Source organism: Streptomyces sp. 17_S59 (assembly GCF_056930295.1).
Map to the genome: position 1 here is coordinate 2470032 of NZ_JBXOWD010000001.1, position 19538 is coordinate 2489569.

16 protein-coding genes and 3 tRNA genes are annotated in these 19538 nt (G+C 72.3%); 13 read left to right on the plus strand and 6 right to left on the minus strand.

Features of this window, described 5'->3' with window-relative positions; translation table 11 throughout:
• Positions 1–4: 4 nt before the first annotated feature.
• From AC1Z4A_RS10790 to AC1Z4A_RS10805, 4 genes are all read left to right on the plus strand, one after another.
• Positions 5–1354: an AAA domain-containing protein gene (locus AC1Z4A_RS10790; RefSeq protein ID WP_483683558.1), complete on the plus strand. Its 1350-nt coding sequence runs from the start codon at positions 5–7 to the stop codon at positions 1352–1354.
• A 97-nt stretch (positions 1355–1451) separates the two neighbouring features.
• The gene (locus tag AC1Z4A_RS10795) at positions 1452–1820 is read left to right on the plus strand and encodes a hypothetical protein (protein ID WP_483677720.1); all 369 of its coding nucleotides are present in this window, start codon (positions 1452–1454) and stop codon (positions 1818–1820) included.
• 134 nt (positions 1821–1954) lie between these two features.
• Positions 1955–2590, plus strand: coding sequence for a bifunctional DNA primase/polymerase (locus AC1Z4A_RS10800; RefSeq protein ID WP_483677721.1), 636 nt, complete (start codon positions 1955–1957; stop codon positions 2588–2590).
• 56 nt (positions 2591–2646) lie between these two features.
• Positions 2647–2720 (plus strand) — tRNA-Lys (locus AC1Z4A_RS10805).
• Positions 2721–2777: 57 nt separating this feature from the next.
• On the opposite strand, the gene AC1Z4A_RS10810 is transcribed toward AC1Z4A_RS10805, so the two are convergent.
• On the minus strand, positions 2778–4019 hold the full coding sequence (locus AC1Z4A_RS10810) for a M6 family metalloprotease domain-containing protein (RefSeq protein ID WP_483683559.1): 1242 nt from the start codon (positions 4017–4019) through the stop codon (positions 2778–2780).
• 432 nt (positions 4020–4451) lie between these two features.
• On the opposite strand from AC1Z4A_RS10810, the gene AC1Z4A_RS10815 reads away from it, so the two are divergent.
• Entirely contained in the window at positions 4452–6257 is a 1806-nt protein-coding gene (locus AC1Z4A_RS10815) for a putative bifunctional diguanylate cyclase/phosphodiesterase (protein WP_483677722.1), read from the plus strand.
• A 535-nt stretch (positions 6258–6792) separates the two neighbouring features.
• Here the strand turns inward: AC1Z4A_RS10815 and AC1Z4A_RS10820 are convergent.
• The gene (locus AC1Z4A_RS10820; RefSeq protein WP_483677723.1) at positions 6793–7959 is read right to left on the minus strand and encodes an LLM class flavin-dependent oxidoreductase; all 1167 of its coding nucleotides are present in this window, start codon (positions 7957–7959) and stop codon (positions 6793–6795) included.
• Positions 7960–8208: 249 nt separating this feature from the next.
• Here AC1Z4A_RS10820 and AC1Z4A_RS10825 point away from each other — a divergent pair, with 249 nt between their 5' ends.
• The 5 genes from AC1Z4A_RS10825 to AC1Z4A_RS10845 all read left to right on the plus strand — a co-directional run bounded on the left by AC1Z4A_RS10825 (position 8209) and on the right by AC1Z4A_RS10845 (position 11436).
• On the plus strand, positions 8209–8967 hold the full coding sequence (locus AC1Z4A_RS10825; protein WP_483677725.1) for an IclR family transcriptional regulator: 759 nt from the start codon (positions 8209–8211) through the stop codon (positions 8965–8967).
• 96 nt (positions 8968–9063) lie between these two features.
• A tRNA-Lys gene (locus AC1Z4A_RS10830) sits at positions 9064–9137 on the plus strand.
• A 144-nt stretch (positions 9138–9281) separates the two neighbouring features.
• Complete coding sequence (locus tag AC1Z4A_RS10835; RefSeq protein WP_483677726.1) at positions 9282–9758, plus strand: hypothetical protein; 477 nt, start codon at positions 9282–9284, stop codon at positions 9756–9758.
• A gap of 74 nt (positions 9759–9832) precedes the next feature.
• On the plus strand, positions 9833–10606 hold the full coding sequence (locus AC1Z4A_RS10840) for a DsbA family protein (RefSeq protein ID WP_483677727.1): 774 nt from the start codon (positions 9833–9835) through the stop codon (positions 10604–10606).
• On the plus strand, positions 10603–11436 hold the full coding sequence (locus tag AC1Z4A_RS10845) for a cytochrome c biogenesis CcdA family protein (RefSeq protein ID WP_483677729.1): 834 nt from the start codon (positions 10603–10605) through the stop codon (positions 11434–11436). Before AC1Z4A_RS10840 ends, AC1Z4A_RS10845 begins: the two co-directional genes overlap by 4 nt.
• A gap of 69 nt (positions 11437–11505) precedes the next feature.
• On the opposite strand, the gene AC1Z4A_RS10850 is transcribed toward AC1Z4A_RS10845, so the two are convergent.
• Together AC1Z4A_RS10850 and AC1Z4A_RS10855 are read right to left on the minus strand one after the other, a co-directional pair.
• Positions 11506–12096, minus strand: coding sequence for a lytic polysaccharide monooxygenase auxiliary activity family 9 protein (locus AC1Z4A_RS10850; protein WP_483677731.1), 591 nt, complete (start codon positions 12094–12096; stop codon positions 11506–11508).
• Between the two features lie 167 nt (positions 12097–12263).
• Positions 12264–13004: a C40 family peptidase gene (locus AC1Z4A_RS10855; protein ID WP_483677733.1), complete on the minus strand. Its 741-nt coding sequence runs from the start codon at positions 13002–13004 to the stop codon at positions 12264–12266.
• Positions 13005–13252: 248 nt separating this feature from the next.
• Between AC1Z4A_RS10855 and AC1Z4A_RS10860 the strand changes: the two genes are divergently transcribed.
• The 3 genes from AC1Z4A_RS10860 to glxA all read left to right on the plus strand — a co-directional run bounded on the left by AC1Z4A_RS10860 (position 13253) and on the right by glxA (position 17540).
• Positions 13253–13326 (plus strand) — tRNA-Lys (locus tag AC1Z4A_RS10860).
• Between the two features lie 339 nt (positions 13327–13665).
• Entirely contained in the window at positions 13666–15534 is a 1869-nt protein-coding gene (locus tag AC1Z4A_RS10865) for a glycosyltransferase family 2 protein (protein WP_483677735.1), read from the plus strand.
• Positions 15531–17540 carry a radical copper oxidase GlxA gene (gene glxA, locus AC1Z4A_RS10870; protein WP_483677737.1) on the plus strand — a complete coding sequence of 670 codons (2010 nt, stop codon included), beginning with the start codon at positions 15531–15533 and terminating at the stop codon, positions 17538–17540. The genes AC1Z4A_RS10865 and glxA overlap by 4 nt, the downstream gene beginning before the upstream one ends.
• A gap of 49 nt (positions 17541–17589) precedes the next feature.
• Here the strand turns inward: glxA and AC1Z4A_RS10875 are convergent, their stop codons facing one another.
• Together AC1Z4A_RS10875 and AC1Z4A_RS10880 are read right to left on the minus strand one after the other, a co-directional pair.
• A complete protein-coding gene (locus AC1Z4A_RS10875; protein WP_483677740.1) occupies positions 17590–18648 on the minus strand; it encodes a glycoside hydrolase family 6 protein in 1059 nt (352 codons plus the stop codon).
• A gap of 202 nt (positions 18649–18850) precedes the next feature.
• Positions 18851–19531 (minus strand): class F sortase, encoded by a 681-nt coding sequence (locus AC1Z4A_RS10880; RefSeq protein WP_483677742.1) that lies wholly within the window; start codon positions 19529–19531, stop codon positions 18851–18853.
• Positions 19532–19538 lie beyond the last annotated feature (7 nt).

Sequence of the window (19538 nt, forward strand, 5' to 3'; positions counted from 1 at the left end):
ACGCATGGCGCGCGGGACCGGCTTCGACCCCGCCGGGGCGGCGACGGCGGCCACCGACGCGATCCTGCACGACACCCTGCACAGCCCGCACCGGGGCGTCGTGGTGGACTCCCCGCCCGGCGCGGGCAAGTCCACGCTGGTCGTCCGCGCCGCCCGGGAGCTGGCCGCCGCGGGCCGCCCGCTGATGATCGTGGCGCAGACCAACGCCCAGGTCGACGACCTCGTGCTGCGCCTGGCCGAGCAGGATCCCGCGTTGCCCGTCGGCCGCCTGCACAGCAGCGAGCGGCAGCCCTACGACCCGGCGCTCGACGCCCTCGGCTCGGTCGTGACCTCCGCGAAGGCGGCGGAGCTGGCCGGGCTGGACGTCGTGGTCTCCACGGCCGCGAAGTGGGCGCACACCAAGGTCGCCGAGCCGTGGGGGCACGCGATCGTCGACGAGGCGTACCAGATGCGCTCGGACGCGCTGCTGTCCGTGGCGGGGCTGTTCGAGCGGGCGCTGTTCGTGGGGGATCCGGGCCAGCTGGACCCGTTCAGCGTCGTCGGCGCGGAGGGCTCGGCCCAGTGGGCGGGGCTGTCGTACGACCCGTCGGCGAGCGCGGTCAGCACCCTGCTGGCGCACAATCCGGGGCTGCCGCAGCACCGGCTGCCGGTCTCGTGGCGGCTGCCCGCCTCGGCCGCGCCGCTGGTGTCGGACGCCTTCTACCCGTACACGCCGTTCCGCAGCGGCACCGGCCACGGGGACCGGCAGCTGGCCTTCGGGGTGCCGTCCGACGGCTCCGGCCCGGACCGGGTGCTGGACGAGGCGGCCGAGTCGGGCTGGGGCCTGCTGGAGCTGCCCGCCCGCCACACGCCCCGCACGGACCCGGAGGCGGTGGGCGCGGTGGCCCTGGTCGTGCGGCGGCTGCTGGACCGGGGCGGGGCGGTGACCAGCGAGCGGTCCCCGGACCCGGTGCCGCTCACGGCGGACCGGCTGGCGGTGGGCACTGCGCACCGCGACCAGGCGGCCGCGGTGCGCGCGGCGCTCGCCGGGCTCGGGGTCGGCGGCGTCACCGTGGACACGGCCAACCGCCTCCAGGGCCGGGAGTTCGACGTGACAGTCGTGCTGCACCCGCTGTCGGGGCGCCCGGACGCCACGGCCTTCCACCTGGAGACGGGCCGCCTGTGCGTGCTGGCCTCCCGGCACCGGCACGCGTGCATCGTGGTCTGCCGCGCGGGCGTCGACCGGCTGCTGGACGACCATCCGTCGACGGAGCCGGTCCGGCTGGGCGTGACGGTGAAGTTCCCGGACGGCTGGGAGGCCAATCACGCCGTGCTGTCGCACCTCGCCGAGCACCGCATCTCCTGGCGGCCGTGAGCCGCCGCCGCGGTGGCGCATGCGGCCGGGGATCAAGGGCGCACTTGCGCGCGGCAGGACAATGGATGGCGGTGCAGACGATTCTGGAGGTATGTACATGTGCGAGCCGAAGCAGGCTCCCGGCGCGCGGGACGGTGCTGGTCCGCGCCGCCTGAAGCCCGCGCAGCTGCTCTTCGAGCCACCCGAGGCCGTCGCCGATCCGGAGCACTTCTTCGACCTCGAGTCGATCGAGGACCCGCGTGAGCTGCTGACCCGCTCCACCGAGCTGGCCCTGGCCTTCCGCGCGGCAGCCGACCGGGCGACAGAGTTCCAGGCGGTGGCGGCGGCTCAGCTCGCCGATCCCCGGCGCTTCGACAGACTGCCGACCGCAGTGATCGCGGAGCGCGCCGAGTGGAGCGAGGACTACACCAAGAAAATGGTCGAGTTCGGCCGTGACCTGCTGCGCGGCAGCAGCGCCGCCGACTGACCCGTACGGCCCATGGTCCCCGATCATGGGCCGTTGGCATATGCGGTGCGGAAGATAGCGCACCGTCCAGCGCCCTGTCCCGGGTTTCCGCAAGTGCCGCCGGCGCCCCCGGCCGGGGCGTCGACCATAGGGCCATGAGCCCCCGGACGCACAAGCCGCACCAGGACCGCCCGACGCCGGGCCGGACGCACGACCGGGCCCCCGCAGCGCACCACGGGCCGCACCCCGCCCGCCCCGGGCCCGCCGGGGCCTTCGTCAATCTCCCCGGAGCCGACTGGCTCGCCTCCGCCGCCCGCTTCCCCCACAGCGTGCACGCCCTCTGGGCGGACGACCCGCTGACCCCCGTCGTCCTGCCGTGCGGCACCGCCTTCGACGTGATCAGCGCCCCGACGCTGTTCGGGCGCCGGATGCTGGACCGGCTGTGGTCGCCGTCCGGCCCCGGTACGGGCCCGGTGGCCGCCCAGCGCGACCGGCTGCTGCTGTTCGCGTCCCCCGGCACGGCCCAGCGGCTGCCCGCGCTGCTGACCTGGGAGGAGTGGGGCCGCCGGGGCCGGGCCGTGCCCCCGCTGCTGTGCTTCGGCACCGGCGACGCCGTGACCGTCCCGCCGCCGTGCCCGCCCGCCGAGGACACCGAGCCCGTGCCCCCGGCGGCCCGCTGGCTGATCGCCCCGGCGAGCCGGCACCCCTGGCTGCCGGGCGCGGACGTGCTGCTCTGGGCCTGTGTCCGGGCCGCCCGGACGGCCCCACTACCCACCCTGACGGCAGGCTGAAACATACGGATTTTCTTTCCACCGGATCGGGGTGCTAGAGTCTTCCACGTCAGCAGGCGCCGCTAGCTCAGTTGGTTAGAGCAGCTGACTCTTAATCAGCGGGTCCGGGGTTCGAGTCCCTGGCGGCGCACAGACAGCAGAAGGGCCTCACCGCAAGGTGAGGCCCTTCTGCGTATGCCCTCCCGCTTCAGCCCCGCGTCACCCGCACCGTCCACGCACCGTTCGGCAGGTGCCCGCGCACCTCCACCCGCACCCCGTCCGCCGCCGCGTCCAGGGACTCCCCGGCCCCCAGCGGCGCGTCCGCCAGCGGCGGGTAGACGGACTCGCCCCAGCAGGCGTGGCCGCCCGGGTGCCCGTCCAGCACCTGGATGGGCCCGGAGCCCGAGGGGGTGTCGCTGCGCACCCGGTAGACCAGCACGCCCTCGGTGCAGGTGGCCGCGTCGTTGCCGGAGGCGCCGCGCGCCTCGACGGCGATGGCGCTGTTCGCGCCCGTGCGGATCACCAGCAGCCGGGTACGGGCGTCCGCGCCGGGGTGCATCGGGTCCTCGATCGGCTGGAGGGTGTGCGCGGTGCTGCCGGGGCCGTTGACGCAGTCGACCTGGCGCGGGGTGAGCCAGCCCAGCTTCCACTTGTGCCAGCCGAAGGGGTCCGAGGCGAGCCCGAACTGGCTGCCCATGAGGTCCCAGTCGCCGACGTGGGTGTCCCAGTCGCCCTTGCCGTCCGTCGGCCGGTGGTAGAGGTCGGGCAGGTCCAGGACGTGCCCGGTCTCGTGGGCGAGGACGTTGCGGTCCGGCGGGTGGTGCTCGAAGACGGTGACCACGCGGCGCAGCTCGGTGCCGTCGACCTGGATGGGCTCGTCCAGGTTGACCACCTTCGTCGCATCCGAGTCGACGCCCGGGGCGTCCGGGTCCGCGACCAGGTAGACGAGCTGGTAGCGCCGGAAGTCGACCTCGTCGTCGACCGCGGCGATGGCGTCCCGCAGATAGGCGGAGCGCTGATCCCCGTCCCAGTCGCGCTGTATGTGGTAGTCGCCCGAGGGGTGCGGCATCCGGAACCAGTGCTTCACGGGATGGACGCGCAGCGAGAAGCGCCCGTAGGAGGCCCGCTCGAAGAAGCGGGAGGTGCCGGGGAAGTGGTCGGCGGCGAGCCGCTCGGGGGTGACGAAGGGCTTGGAGTCCGGGAAGGACAGGAAGACCATGACGGCGTCGAGCCGGCCGACGGGCCGGGGGTACTCCGCATTCCAGGTGTCGACGCCCTCGGAGTGATGGGCCTGGGAGCGCGGCAGCGCACAGGGCCCGCCCGGGCCTGCTGCATGCGCGGGAGCCGCGGCGATGGTCGTGGCGATCGCACAGAGGCAGGTCAGCACGGCCCCCAGCCTGCGCAGCCGGGAGCGCTCCCAGCAGCGCAGCCGCGGCCGGTCCACTCCCATGGGTGTCAGCGGACGCACCACGTCGACCTCCGGGGACGGAATCGGGAGACCTCCACCACCCTCTTGTTATTTGCGGTGTTATGCCCCGTTTCACTACCCCAGTCGAGTGACTAAGCCGACTTCTGGGTACATCACACTCAGTCACGGATGGTCAATCGGGAACAGCAGTCGAGAAGAAGCGCCGGCCAGCCTCAGGCATGAGTGCGCACACACGCGCATGGACGGACAGAAACGGTCGGACCCAAGCCGACGGCTCCACCCCTCGCGGCCGGGCCGCTGGAACGGTCCCTGCGCGGGCTCTATGCTCGCCACACTTCCAGCACGGAAATCCCCCTACAGGCGGCCATTTACCGCCTTTTCCACCACGCGTACGAGACACACGAAGCCCGCACGGGATCTCCGTGCGGAACGAATGCCACGCGGGAGCGAGCGTTGAGCGGAACACTCGACGGCAAGGGCGGCACGCCCGGTTCCGAGCCGCCAGTCGTCACGCAACGTCACGTCACTTCGAATGAATTCCGCGCCGCCTTCCGGGCCGCACAGCTCGGCATGGCCGTCGTCGGCCGCGACGGCCTCGTACGCACCGCCAACGACGCTCTGGGCGCCCTGCTGAGGACCGACCCCGCCCGGCTCCAGGACTCCCCCGCGGCCGACTTCGCCGGCCTCCGCGAGGACACCCGCACCTGGAGCGCCTACCGCGACGTGCTGCTCGGCCGGCGCGAGCGGCTGCACTGCACGCGCAGGCTCAGGCCGGCTGCCGGGCAGGGGGTGTGGGCGGAGGTGACCGTCACCCCGCTGCCCGAGACCCGCGACGCGCTGCTGTCGGTCGCCGACATCAGCGACCGGCGCGACCTGCGGGCCCGGCTGCGGCACCTGAGGATGCACGACCCGGTGACCCGGCTGCCCAACCGCAGCCTGTTCTTCGAGCGCCTGGCCGCCGCGCTGGCCGCCGCGGCCGCGGGGAGCGCGGGGGGCGGCGGCAGCGGCTGCAGCAGAGGCAGCGGCGGCAGCGGCGGCAGCGGCCGGATCGGCCTCTGCTACCTCGACCTGGACGGCTTCAAGGCGGTCAACGACACCCTCGGCCACCGGGCCGGCGACCGGCTGCTGGGCGCGGTGGCCAGACGGCTGACGGAGTGCGCGGCGCCCGGCGGGCACCTGGTGGCCCGGCTCGGCGGGGACGAGTTCGCCCTGCTCGTCGAGGAGTCGGCGGGCACCGAGCAGCTGGTCGACCTCGCCGCGGCCGTACAGGCCACGCTGGCCCGGCCGTTCGAGGTGGCCGGGCAGCGGCTGGCGGTCTCGGCGAGCATCGGCGTGGTCGAGCGCCCGGCGGCCGGGACGCACGCCACCGAGCTGATGCAGGCCGCCGACACCACGCTGTACTGGGCGAAGGCGGACGGCAAGGCGCGCTGGACCCTCTTCGACCCCGAGCGCAACGCCCACCGGATGACCCGGCAGGCCCTGTCCAGCACCCTGCGGCCGGCCGTCGAGCGCGAGGAGTTCGCCCTCCAGTACCAGCCGCTGGTCGGGCTCGGCGACGGTGTCGTGCGCGGGGTCGAGGCGCTGGTTCGCTGGCACCACCCGCAGTTCGGGACGCTCTCGCCGAACCGGTTCATCGGGCTGGCGGAGGAGACCGGCGCCATCGTGCCGCTCGGCCGCTGGGTGCTGGCGACCGCCTGCCGCCAGGGCCGCCGCTGGCAGCTCGCCCACCCCGGCGAACCGCTCGTCGTCAGCGTCAATGTGGCGGTGCGTCAGGTGTGGGACTCGGACCTGGTCGCGGACGTGGCGGCGATCCTCGCCGAGACGGGGCTGCCGCCGCGGCTGCTCCAGCTGGAGCTGACCGAGTCGGCGGTGATGGGCTCGGCCGGCCGGCCGCTGCAGCAGCTCCAGGAGCTGAGCGACATGGGTGTGGCCATCGCCATCGACGACTTCGGCACCGGCTACTCCAACCTCGCCTACCTGAGCCGACTGCCCGTCTCCACGCTCAAGCTCGACGGCTCCTTCGTCCACGGCTTCCGCACCCAGGAGCACCCGAACCCCGCCGACGAGACGATCGTCGAGGCGCTGGTGCAGCTCGCGCACCGGCTGGGGCTGACGGTGACGGCGGAGTGCGTGGAGAGTGCGGAGCAGGCGGAGCGGCTGGGGCGGATCGGATGCGACACGGGTCAGGGCTGGTTCTACTCCCGCCCCGTGCCGGCGGACCGCATCTCGGCCCTGCTGAGCGCGGGGGTGCGGCGGTAGGGGGTTGTTTCCCCGATCCCGCCCCTTCCCGCTGTATCCGATATGCGGCTCCGCCGCAGGGCGGGGGCAAGCCCCGGCCCCCCGGGGGATAGGGAACGGGGGCTGCGCCCCCAGACCCCCGGGCCCCTCGCGCTGCGCGCGGGGGTGAAGCTCGGGGGCTCCGCCCCCGGGCCCCCGCTCCTCAAACGCCGGAGGGGCTGAGACTGCCCCCGCCGGAGGGGCCGGATTTGCCCCCGGAACGGGGGCCTGGGGGGCGAAGCCCCGAACGTCGCCCCCGCGCGAGGGGCTCTGGGGGCGAAGCCCCCCGGTTACCGCCCGCGCGCAGCGCGGTCCCGGGGTCTGGGGCGAAGCCCCCCCCGGGGGCGCAGCCCCCCCGGTCCCTTTCCCGGAGGCTGGGGGCGCAGCCCCCGTTCTTTTCCCGGGGTCTGGGGCGCAGCCCCGTCCCCCTACCCCGGGGGGCCGGGGGCTTGCCCCCGCCCTGCGGCGGAGCCGCATATCGGATACAGCGGGAAGGGGCGGGATCGGGGACCCCCCCTCACACCCCCGGCAGCCCGTACCCGTCCGCGATCAGCTCATAGCTGCGCAGCCGCGCCGCAGGGCCGTGCGCGTTGGACGTGATCATCAGCTCGTCCACCCCCGTCCGCTTCACCAGCCCGTTCAGCCCCTCCCGCACCTCATCCACCGTCCCGAACACCACATTCCGCAGCCAGTCCGCAACGAACTCCTGCTCGGCGAGGCCGAAGGCGTGCGTCTCCGCCTCCTCCGGCGTGGGGATCAGCCCCGGCCGGCCCGTGCGCAGTCGCAGCATCGCCAGTGCCCCCGTGAGGACCTGGCGGCGCGCCTCCACCGCGCTGTCCGCGGCGAAGGCCTGGACGCCGATCTTGGCGTACGGGCGGTCGAGGACCGCGGACGGCCGGAAGGAGTCGCGGTACAGCTCCAGCGCCGGCACCGTGTTGGCCGCCGAGAAGTGGTGGGCGAAGGAGAACGGGAGCCCGAGCAGCCCGGCCAGCCGGGCGCTGAAGCCGGAGGAGCCGAGCAGCCAGATCGAGGGGCGGTCGGCGCGCTGCACCCCGCCGGGGACCCGGCCCTGCACGGGCCCGGGCACGGCGTGGATGCGGGCGTAGGGGTGGCCCTCGGGGAAGTCGTCGTCGAGGAAGCGCGTCAGCTCGGACAACTGCTGGGGGAAGTCGTCGGCCCCCTCGGCGAGCCGGTCCTGGCGGCGCAGCGCGGCGGCGGTCGCGCCGTCCGTGCCGGGTGCGCGCCCCAGCCCCAGGTCGATGCGCCCCGGCGCGAGCGCCTCCAGCGTGCCGAACTGCTCGGCGATCACCAGGGGCGCGTGGTTGGGCAGCATCACCCCGCCGGAGCCGAGCCGGATGCGGTCGGTGTGGGCGGCGAGGTGGGCCAGCACGACCGCCGGGGAGGAGCTGGCGATGCCCGGCATCGAGTGATGCTCGGCCACCCAGAAGCGGTGGTAGCCGCGCCGTTCGGCGAGCCGGGCCAGCTCGACCGTGGTGCCGAGCGCCTCGCGGGCGGTGCGGCCGCTGCCGACGGTCGCGAGGTCCAGCACGGAGAGCGGCACGGGGGCGGTGCCCCGGGGCTCGCCCCGGACGGCGTCCCCGGCCGGGTCCGCCGGGCCCGCCGGGCCCCCTGCGGCCTCCCCGGTCCCGGCAACCCGCTTTCCGTCGTCCTGTGCATCGGCCACGGTGGCCCGCCTCCCTCGTCGGTGGGTGCTCTGTGCGGAGCGCGGTCCGGCACTCCGACCAGGGGAAACCGGAGCAACTCTCCGGTTATTCCGCACCGCACCCCCCTCGCATTGGCATATGCCAAGGTCACAAGGGCCTGCACAGAGGCACCGTCGGCCGGACGTTTCTGCTCAACCTCCGCTCCACGCCGCCTCTTTCGCCCTTATCGTGGAGACCGGGACACCCGAGGAAACCGCTAAGGGGATGCCGTGACGCTCAAGCCCGAGCCGACCGCACCGTTCCACTCGGTGCAGTACGCCCTGCGCGTGCTGGAGACGGTCGCCAAGTACTCCGGAGGCGTGAGCGAGGCCCAGATCGCCCGCGAGACCGGGCTGCCGGCGGGCCACCTCGCCCATCTGCTGCTGATGCTGCGCCGCGAGGAGTACGTCGCGCGGACCGCCGACGGCGGCTACGTCACCGGTGACGCACTGGTGCTGCTCTCGTCCGGCCGCGACCGCCAGGCCGCCCTCGCGCACAAGCTCCAGCGCTCGCTGGCCGACCTGCGCGACACCATAGGCGCGGCCGTCTACCTCAGCAGCTACGTCGACGGCGAGATCCGCATCACCCAGTACGCGGACGGGCCCCGCACCCCCAAGGTCAACGAATGGGTCGACTTCCGCTCCGCCGCGCACGCCATGGCCCTCGGCAAGTGCCTGCTCACCCAGCTCGGCCACGACGACCGGCGCGACCACCTCGCCCGGCACCGGACCGCCCGGCTCACCTCCCGGACGATCACCAATGAGCAGGTGCTCTTCCACAAGCTCGACGCCCAGCCCACGAGCGTCCCCGTCCTCGACCTCCAGGAGTACGCGGTGGGCACGGTCTGCGCCGCCGTGCCGGTGACCGCCGGGCGCGCGGTCGGCTCGCTGGCGCTCTCGCTCCCGGTCCGGCACGCCCACCGGCTGCGGGAGGCGGCCGAGGCGCTGAACCGGCACGCGGCCCCGATGCTGCTCTCGATGACCTTGTAGACCGGCCCGGCCCTTCCCGGCCGGGCCGGGAGGGGCCGGTGTGACTCGTGGTTCGGAGCACCCCTCGACATCAGGTAGAGTTTTCTCTGTCAGCAGGCGCCGCTAGCTCAGTTGGTTAGAGCAGCTGACTCTTAATCAGCGGGTCCGGGGTTCGAGTCCCTGGCGGCGCACAGACAGCAGAAGGGCCTCACCGCAAGGTGAGGCCCTTCTGCGTATGCGGGAACGGGCCCGCGACCGAACGGCGGTGCGAGAGCACGGCCCGTAGCATGGGGGCCGCCCTTGCGTACGTACCGGGACGGAAAGGAGAAAGCCGCGTGCCGCAGCACCGCCGGTCCCCGGCAGCCGCAGCGCTGCTCTTCCTCCTCTCGGTCCTCTTCGGCCCCGTCGTGTGCGGAGCGGGCTCGCCCGTCTACGCCGCGGGCACCGGCACTGGCACCGGCACCGTCCCGGGCACGTACACGGCCGCACCCGCGGCACAGCAGGCGCACCAAGCGCAGCAGACACGGCAAGCGCAGCAGGACCGCGCCGCCGCGAGCGGCACCTCCGACCGGGCACCCGAGGCCCGGCCGCAGGCCGGCCGGGCGGACACCGGCGGCACCTGCCGCCAGCAGGACCTCCCGCTGAAGGGCGCCGAGGCCGCCGTCGCGCACGCCCAGGCCGACCCGCTCACCGCCCCCGCCGCCGCGCGCAGCCCCCTCCCCCGGGCCCGGGCCCCGCGGGCCACCGCACCCAGGGCCCCGCCCCTGCCCCTCGCCGGCTGCGCCGAGCTGCTCCCCGTCCTGCGGATCTAGGCCCCGCCCGCCACGGCCCGGCCGGGCCGTGCCCAGGCATGCCCAGATTCGTACGACCCCGGGAGTTCTCCCTCATGTCCGCACGCCTTTCCACGCCCTCCCGCCGCCTCGCGGCCATCGGCGCGGCCCTCGCCCTCGTCGTGGCGCTCGTCGCCGCCGGCATCGCCATAGGCAAGAGCACGGGCGGCTCCGGCAAGTCCGAGGCCGCGGCCGACGGCCCCCAGCCCTCCTTCGACCCGCAGCAGATCACCTACGACAAGCTGGAGAAGACCACCAGCAGGCGGACGGAGGGCGACCCGCTCGCCGTCGGCAAGGCCGACGCCCCCGTGGTGCTCGTCGAGTACGCCGACTACCAGTGCTCGTTCTGCGGCCGCTTCACCCGCGAGACCCAGCCCGAGCTGATCAAGAAGTACGTGGACACGGGCGTGCTGCGGATCGAGTTCCGCAACTTCCCGATCTTCGGCAAGGACTCCGAGCGGGCCGCCCGCGCCTCCTGGGCCGCGGGCCGCCAAGGCCGGTTCTGGCAGTTCCACGACGAGGCCTTCGCCAAGCTCCGCAAGGGCGACGCGCTCGCCGAGGACAAGCTGGTCGACCTGGCCCGCACGGCCGGGGTCCAGGACCTCGACAAGTTCCGTGCCGACATCAACGGCGACGAGTCCGCGGCCGCGGTGAAGAAGGACCAGGAGGAGGGCTACTCCCTCGGCGTGCAGAGCACCCCGTCCTTCCTGGTCGGCGGCCGGCCGCTGGCGGGCGCCCAGCCGCTGAAGGAGTTCGAGGCCGCGATCGAGCAGGCCAAGGCGGTCAAGGAGGCGGCCGCGCGGCAGGGCGCCGGGAAGTCCGGCAAGTGACCGACATCGGTTACCTGGCCGCCTTCCTGGGCGGCACCCTTGCCCTGGTCAGCCCGTGCAGCGCGCTGCTGCTGCCCGCGTTCTTCGCCTACTCGCTGGCGAGCCCGGGCAGGCTGCTCGCCCGCACCGGCGTGTTCTACCTCGGCCTCGCCACCACGCTCGTACCGCTCGGCGCCGCCTCCACCGCCGCCAGCCGGCTCTTCAACGGCCACCGCGAGCTGCTGGTCACCGCGGGCGGCTGGGTGGTGATCGCCATGGGCGCCGCCCAGATCCTGGGCCTGGGCTTCGCCTCGAAGCGGGCCCAGGCGGCGGCCGGGCGCATCACCCCCCGCTCGGCCGCGTCCACGTTCCTGCTGGGCTGCGTCTACGGGCTGGCCGGCTTCTGCGCCGGGCCGATCCTCGGCGCGGTGCTGACCGTGACCGCCGTGAACGGCAACCCGGTGTACGGAGCGTCGATGCTGGCCGTCTACGCGCTGGGCATGGCGCTGCCGCTGTTCGTGCTGGCGCTGTTCTGGGACCGCTACCGGCTCGGCAGCCGCCGCTGGCTGCGGGGGCGGGAGCTGCGTGCGGGTCGGCTGAGGCTGCACACCACGTCCCTGGCCTCGGGGCTGTTCTTCATCGGCATCGGGGTGCTGTTCCTGCTGTACGACGGGACGACCGGGCTGCCCGGGATCCTGGACGCCGACCAGGAGTTCCGGCTGGAGGAGTCCGCCTCCCGGGTGGGGAACGCCGTGCCCGACTACGCCTTGCTGGCCGTGGTCGCGCTGGTGGTGGCGGGAGTGCTGGCGCGCATCGCGTTCCGGCGCGATCCGGAGGACCGGGAGGAGTGAGCGCCGTGGGGCGGCCGGTGCGCCGGCCGCCCCACGGCCCGTCCGGCCGTCCGGCTCAGCACGTCCGGTTCAGAGCCGGACGTCGGAACACGCGTAGAAGGCGTTGCCCGTGTCCGCGATGGTCCAGACGGCGAGGATCAGCTGTCTGCCGGTCCTCCCCTCCGGTATCCGCCCCTGGTGGGTGACCGTGGCGTCCGGGACCCGGCCGCCGTAGGGCACCGTCAGGAAGGGCTGGAGGTCCAGGTCGGCGCGGGTGAGCGGCCGGGCCGGGTCGTAGTGGTCGTTGGTGAGGTAGTAGCGGAAGTCCGTGGTGGCGTGGCGGGCCGTGAGCCGCCAGCGGAACGTGTAGTCCTGGCCCGCCGTGACCGCCGTGACCGGCCAGTCGCCGCCGCGCGGATCGTCGAGTTCGGCGAAGCGGCTGTTGCCGCCCGCGCAGATGGTGCCGTCCGCGGGCCCGTGGGACGGGAAGCCCTTGGGGCCCTCGACGCTCTGGGGCTCCCACTGGATCTCGCCGCAGTCGCTCACGGTGCCGTCGGCGCAGAACTCCTGCCGACTGGTGGGGGAGTCGGTGTAGCCGTGACTGCTCGCCGTACTGGTGGAGAGGACGGAGACACAGGCGGCGGCCAGGCCGATGATCGCCGCACCGATCTTTTTGCGCATGCTTGCTTCACTCCTCGAGAACGTGGGGGGTTCTGTGAGTTGAGTGCCATGCGGTCCAGACCAATACGGACGCTAGTACCGGCCAATAGTCATGTCCAGGCCAATTTCCATTTCACTTGAGTCTTCATCCATGTCGGGGCCCGCGCCGGCCCTCGCCGACCTGCGCGCTATTTACGCCGCTGGGCCGGACGGGTGACGCGGCCGTACATGCGGGCGTTGTGGGACGAGAGCGTGGAGACGCGGACCCGTGTGCCGGAGTGGGCCGCTTCCACATAGCGCCCGCTGCCCAGATAGATCGCCACGTGGTGCACACCGGAGGCCCGGCCGTCGGTGGACCAGAACACCAGGTCACCGCGGCGCAGCGCACCGCGCGGGATGCGCCGGGTGGCGCGGTACTGATCGGCGGCGAGGCGCGGCAGCCGGACCCCCACCCGGCGGTACGCCTGCTGGACGAGCCCGGAGCAGTCCCAGCGCCGCGGCCCGTTCCCGCCCCATACGTAGGGGTCGCCCACATGGCGCAGCGCGTAGCCGACCGCACGCTCCTGCCCCCCGGAACGGCCGGCGCCCTTGCCTCGCGAGCCTTTCCGGGCCCGCGAGCCCCCCGGAGCGCCGGGGCTCTCCGCCGCCCTCTGCACCTTCGATACCTTCGGAGCCTCTGGAGCCTCCGGAGCCTTCAAGGGCTCCGGGGCCGTGGAAGCGGCCGGAGCGGGCAGGTCCGGAAGGACGGGCCGGGAAGCCGTCACGGAAGCCGGAGCCTCCGGAGCCGCAGGCTCCGGGCCGGGCGGCTCCGCGGCCGCCGCGGCCGGGCCCGACCCCACGATCACCACTGCCCCCACGGCCGCCAGAATCCTGCCGCGCACGGCGCTCCGCCGTCGGCGGGCGCCCTGGCCGGGTATGTCATGGGACATCTCCTCGCCGCCTTTCCGGAAAATTTCTCCTTCTGGGGCACCGCTTCGGGACAGCTTCTCAGCGACGGAGAGAAACCGCACGTTGCCGAGCGATTACCATACGTAGGAATCATTCGCATCATTTATGGGCTAAACGGGCACGTCGCCCGACCTGGGGAAACGAGCAGGCCAACGCAGGGGGCCTCGTCGGCGCTCCACCGTGGTCGAGAGCACCCTTGGAGGTCGGGTAGAGTTTTCTCTGTCAGCACGCGCCGCTAGCTCAGTTGGTTAGAGCAGCTGACTCTTAATCAGCGGGTCCGGGGTTCGAGTCCCTGGCGGCGCACGCGAGTCTCAGGGCTCCTCACCACCGGTGAGGAGCCCTGAGTCGTTCCCTGTGCGATACGAACACACGAACGCGTCAGAAGTGACCACTTCCGCAACATTCGCACGCATATTCGTTCGACGTACCACTTTGACCGGTAAACACCTTGTTTCACCCTTGCGATCATGATGCGGGGTCCGAGATCCTGAAACGCACAGCTACACCCAATGTCACTGTCTGAACAGTGAGTTGGTTGGCGCCGGAGGGAGCCGGCGCCGGCGCGCCCGTGCGGTCGGAGGGGGGCCGGCGGGGCCAGAACTGGCATACACGCAGTCAGTATGCGTGCGGGGGGAATGACTCATGACGTCCACGCCTGCCGACGCCCGGCAGCAGACCCACGACCCGGCGGTGAGCGCACGCGTGCGCGTGCCCGCCCCGGCCGGCGCGGGAGAACGGCCGCAGCTCACCGGTCCGCCCAGGCCGTCTCCGCCGCACCGGCGCAAGCCGCTGCCGCGCTTCGACTACGAGCACTACAGCCGCCTGGCCGGTCCGCTGACCGAGCCGGCACCGCCCGGCGCGAGCCCCGGCCCGTACCGCGTGCGCTACCGCAGCCTGCTGGCCGACGAGCCGCACCGCATCCAGGCGGCACTGCTGCTCGGCGCGGCCCCCGTGGTCTCGCTGGGCCTGCTGCTGTGGCTGATGCAGCCCGCGCACTGGACCCAGCGGGAGAACGGCAGCCCGCTGATGCGGGTCCTGGACACCGTGATGCTGGTGTCCATCGGCCTGATCGAGCTGTTCCGCACGCTGAACGTCACGTCCAACGCCCACGCCACCCTCGTGGCCCGCGACCCGATACCGGTCGTCCCCGCGACGGGCACCAGAGTCGCCTTCCTCACCTCGTTCGTGCCCGGCAAGGAGCCGATCGAGATGGTGACCCGCACGCTGGCGGCGGCCGTCAAGGTGCGCCACCGGGGTCCGGTGCACGTCTGGCTGCTCGACGAGGGCGACGACCCCGAGGTCAAGGCCGTCTGCGCCCGCCTCGGGGTGCGCCATTTCTCCCGCAAGGGCGTGCCGGAGTGGAATCAGGAGAAGGGCCCGCACCGCGCGAAGACCAAACACGGCAATTACAACGCCTGGCTCGACGCGCACGGCGACGAGTACGACTTCTTCGCCTCCGTCGACACCGACCACGTTCCGCTGCCCAACTTCCTTGAACGTATGCTCGGTTACTTCCGTGACCCGGATGTCGCCTTTGTCGTTGGACCCCAGGTGTACGGGAACTACGACGCGGCGGTCACCAAGGCCGCAGAAAGCCAGCAGTTCCTCTTCCACGCCCTCATCCAGCGCGCCGGAAACCGCTACGGCTCACCCATGTTCGTCGGCACCAACAACGCCGTGCGGATCAGCGCGCTCAAGGGCATCGGCGGGCTCTACGACTCGATCACCGAGGACATGGCCACCGGCTTCGAGCTGCACCGGCACCGCAATCCGGCCACGGGAAAGAGATGGCGGTCCGTATACACCCCGGACGTCCTGGCCGTGGGTGAAGGGCCGAACGCCTGGACGGACTTCTTCACCCAGCAGCTGCGCTGGTCCCGGGGCACCTACGAGACCATCCTCAAACAGTACTGGAAGGGCCCGTTCACGCTGTCGCCCGGCGCTTTTCTGAACTACACCCTGATGGTGATCTATTACCCGATGACCGCGCTCAACTGGATGCTGGGCGCCCTGAGTTGCGCCCTGTTCCTGGGGCTCGGCGCCTCGGGAATCTCCATCGATTCCGAAATCTGGATGATGCTCTACAGCGATGCCGCCGCCCTGCAGATCGGCCTCTACATCTGGAACCGCCGCCACAATGTCTCGCCGCACGAACCCGAGGGATCCGGCGGCCTCGCCGGAATGGTGATGTCCGCGCTCTCCGCACCGATCTACGCCCGTTCGCTGACCGACGCGGTGCTGCGCCGCAAGAGCAGGTTCGTGGTGACCCCCAAGGGCGACTCGGCCAGCCCCGACACCCTGTTCGGCACCTTCCGCATCCATCTGTTCTTCCTGGTGGTCTTCGGCGGATCGCTGGCGGCGTCCTTCGTCCTCGGCCACACCCATGTGGCCATGCGCACCTGGGCGACGCTCGCGATCGCGATCACCGTGGCCCCGATCGTCGCCTGGTGGTGGACCGAGCGCCAGGCCAAGAAGGCGCCCGCACGCTCCGAGGGGGCGCTGCAGCAATGAGATTCACTCCGAGCCGCCGCACCCGCCGCACGGCGATCGGTGCGGCGGTCGTGGTCGCGCTGGCCGGCATGAACGGACCCGCACTCTGGGGCTACGCCGCCGACCAGTACCACGACTACAAGATCAACCAGCCAGCGTACAAGGGGAAGAACGGGCACTGGGACGTCGTGGACGTTCCCAAGGAATACCGGATCAACACCATTCACGCCGCCCTGCTGCGCACCGGCAAGGTGCTGCTGGTCGCGGGCTCCGGCAACAACGCCCGCAATTTCAAGGCCAAGACCTTCCGCACGGTCCTGTGGGACCCCGCGAAGAACACCTTCAAGAACATCCCCACACCCAAGGACCTGTTCTGCGCCGGGCACACCCAGCTGGCCGACGGAAACCTCCTGGTGGCAGGCGGCACCCAGCGGTACGAGAAGCTGGAGGGCGACGTCACCAAGGCCGGCGGGCTGATGATCGTCCACAATGAGAACCCCGACAAACCCATGACCTTCCCGGCGGGCACCCGCTTCACCGGCAAGGAGAACCACCAGACCTTCGAGTCGAAGGACGCCCTCCTCGTCCCGCGCGCCAAGAAGGAGGTCAAGGACGGCAAGGTCACCGTCACCGGCAGCACCGCCCGCGTCTATGTGGAGGCCCTGGCGAAGGGGCAGAAGTACGCGACCGGGACGACCGACAACTACCGCATCGAGGGCCTCACGGGCGCCGACGCCCAGAACTCCTACGGGATCGCCAACAAGCTCTCCTTCGACAAGAAGGACTTCCAGGGCATCAAGGACTCCTTCGAATTCGACCCCGTGGCCGAGCGCTACATCACGGTCGACCCCATGAACGAGGCCCGCTGGTACCCCACGCTGACCACCCTGCAGGACGGCAAGGTGCTCTCGGTCTCCGGGCTGGACGAGATCGGACAGGTGGTCCCCGGCAAGAACGAGATCTACGACCAGGCCACCAAGAAGTGGACGTACCTCCCCAAGGAGCGGTTCTTCCCCACCTACCCCGCGCTCTTCCTCGCCGACAAGGGCAAGATTTTCTACACCGGTTCCAACGCCGGCTACGGCCCCGCCGACCAGGGCCGCACTCCCGGCCTGTGGGACCTGGAGAGCAACGAGTTCACCGAGATCCCCGGCATCGGCGACCCGGACATCCTGGAGACCTCCATGTCCGTCCTGCTGCCGCCCGCCCAGCAGCAGCGGTACATGGTCCTCGGCGGCGGCGGGGTCGGCGAGGACCGCAAGTCCACCGCCCGGACCCGCATCGTCGACCTGCACGACAGCAAGCCCCGCTTCCACGACGGGCCCGACCTCTACGCCAAGGTCCGCTACCCCAGCAGCGTCATCCTGCCGGACGACACCGTGCTGACCACCAACGGCTCGGGCGACTACCGGGGCCGCAGCAACTCCAACGTGCTGGACGCCGAGCTGTACGACCCGGGCACCGGCTCCACCCACCGGGTGGCCGATCCGCTCGTCGGCCGCAACTACCACTCCGGCGCCCTGCTGCTGCCCGACGGACGGGTCATGACCTTCGGCTCGGACTCGCTGTTCGGCGACAAGGACAACACCAAGCCCGGCACGTTCCAGCAGCAGATCGACATCTACACCCCGCCCTACCTCTTCCGCGAGGGCCGCCCCGCATTCAAGGACAAGGACCCGCGGACCCTGAAGCTGGGCGAGCAGGCCACGTACGGGACGAGCGACCCCCGGCAGATCGACCGGGTCCGGCTGATCCGGCCCGGCTCCTTCACTCATGTCACCAACGTCGAACAGCGCTCGATCGCACTGGACTTCAGCCGCACGGACCGGGGCGTGACCGTCACCCTCCCCAAGGACCCGTCCCTGGTCCCGCCCGGCTGGTACATGCTGAACGTGATCGACCGGAACGGGACCCCCTCCGAGGCGGTCTGGGTCAAGGTCCCCGCGGCCGACGGCCCGGCGGCCGAACCGGCCGAACAGCCCGGAAAGCAGCCGGAGAAGCCGGGCGGGGAGGCGGACGGCGAGTGACGGACGAGTGACGGCGGACGGCGAGTGACGGCAGGCGGCGGGCCGCCGGTCAGCGGGCGTTGCGCGCCAGCTCCAGGGCGTACGACTCCCACCACTGGCCGGCGTCCGGCCCGCCCTTGCAGGAGCCGTCCGACTCCCCCGGCCGCTTGACCCACAGGTAGGCGTCCACGGCCGGGTCCCCGGTCCGGGTGGTCGGGGGCTCGCCGAGCGCCCGGCCGGAGGGGTTGCACCAGGCCTTCTCGTGATCGGCTCCGGACAGCGGGCCGTTGCCGTTGCGGCTGGTGTCGATCACGAAGTGCTTGCCGCCGACGAGGTCCGAGAGCCGGTGCCCGTAGTCCTTGCTGGCCTGCGTGGTCTGGAAGTTGGAGACGTTGAGCGCGAACCCGTCGGCCTGGTCGATGCCCGCCCGGCGCAGCGGCTCGGCCATCCGGTCGGCGGGCGTCACCCAGCTGGGGTTGCCCGCATCCAGGTAGACCTTGGTCCCGGGCAGCGCCTTCAGCTTGCCCACGGCCTCCTTGAGCAGCGCGTACCGCTCCTCGTGGAACTGCTGCGGGGTGCAGCCGTCCTCCATGTGCGGCAGGGCGTCCGGCTCCAGGATCACCGTGGCACTGCGGTCGCCGATGCCCCTGACGGCCTGGTCCAGCCAGGCCCGGTAGGAGTCGCCGTCGGACGCGCCGCCCTTGGAGTACTGGCCGCAGTCGCGGTGCGGGATGTTGTAGAGCACCAGCAGCGCGTCCCGGTCGGCCTTGGCGGCGGCCTCCGTGAAGCCGCGCGTCTGGCCCTCCGGATCGTCCGCCCCCACCCACTCCCCCATCGGCTGCCCGGCGATCCTCGCGATCAGCTCGGCGTCCTTCTGCTTGCCGTCCTTGCTGAGCCTGGCGGCCTCGCGGGCGGCGGTGCCGTCCGGGTTGACCCAGTACGGGGAGACGGCCCTGGGCTGCTGGGAGGGCGGCTGCAGAGAGACGCCCTGTGTGGGCGCCGCGGTGTCGTCGGACGAGTCGGAGCAGCCGGAGACCGACAGGAGGAGCAGCACCCCCGCCGCCGCTCCCGCCCACGCCGGCACATTGCGGACAGCCCGGCGCGGGTGGCCGGGATCGGTGCCGTACATCCACTCCCCCTTGGGTGTACTGCCTGTGGAGGTGTCCTCCAAGTGCCTTGTGGCGCTTCGCATATGGATGTGCACAGGGAGGTTGCCCTCTCATGCTGGCACAGACGTGCCCAGGGGCGCGGACAGTCATGCCACGACACGTTGCCGGGTCGCCCTCCCGGGCGACGGGTCTCGGACAGGCCCCGGACGTCCCGGACCGGTCTCAGAACCGGTCCGTGTCGAGGCTCTCCGTGCTTCCCGTCAGATAGGCGGAGACCACGACGTTGGCGCTGTACGAGCGCCGTTGCCGGTCGTAGTAGCCGCCGCAGGTGATCAGGCGCAGCTCGGCGCGGCCCTTCTGGTGCGGCCCGTAGACCTTCGCCGCGTCGAAGTGGTCCTTGGGGAAGACGGACACCTCCTCGACCGTGAACTCGGCGGTGGTGCCGTCCGTCCGGCCGACGCCGACGGTCTCGCCGCGCTTGAGGTTGCCCAGCTCGTAGAAGACGGCCGGGGCGCGGTCGGTGTCCACGTGGCCGACGAGCACGGCGGGGCCCGCGCTGCCGGGCCCGGGGCCGTCCCGGTACCAGGAGACGGCGCCGGGGCGGTCGTAGGCGGGCGGCTCCACCGCGCCGTGGGCGTCGAGTCCGTGCTCCTCGACGGGGGCCTGGACCTTCATGGACCCGATGGCGAGGCTCAGCGGGCGCGCCCGGGGCAGCGGGTCGCGGGGCGGGGGCAGCACGACGGCCGAGGGGTTCCCCACGGCGGCCACGTCGCCGGAGGCCGGGGCGGGGGCGTACGGGGCGTCGGTGATGTGCCGGCCCCACAGCCAGAGCGCGACCAGCAGCGCGGTCCAGGCCAGCCCGGTCAGCAGGCGGCCGGTGCCGCCCGAGGGGGTTTCGGACATGGCGTCG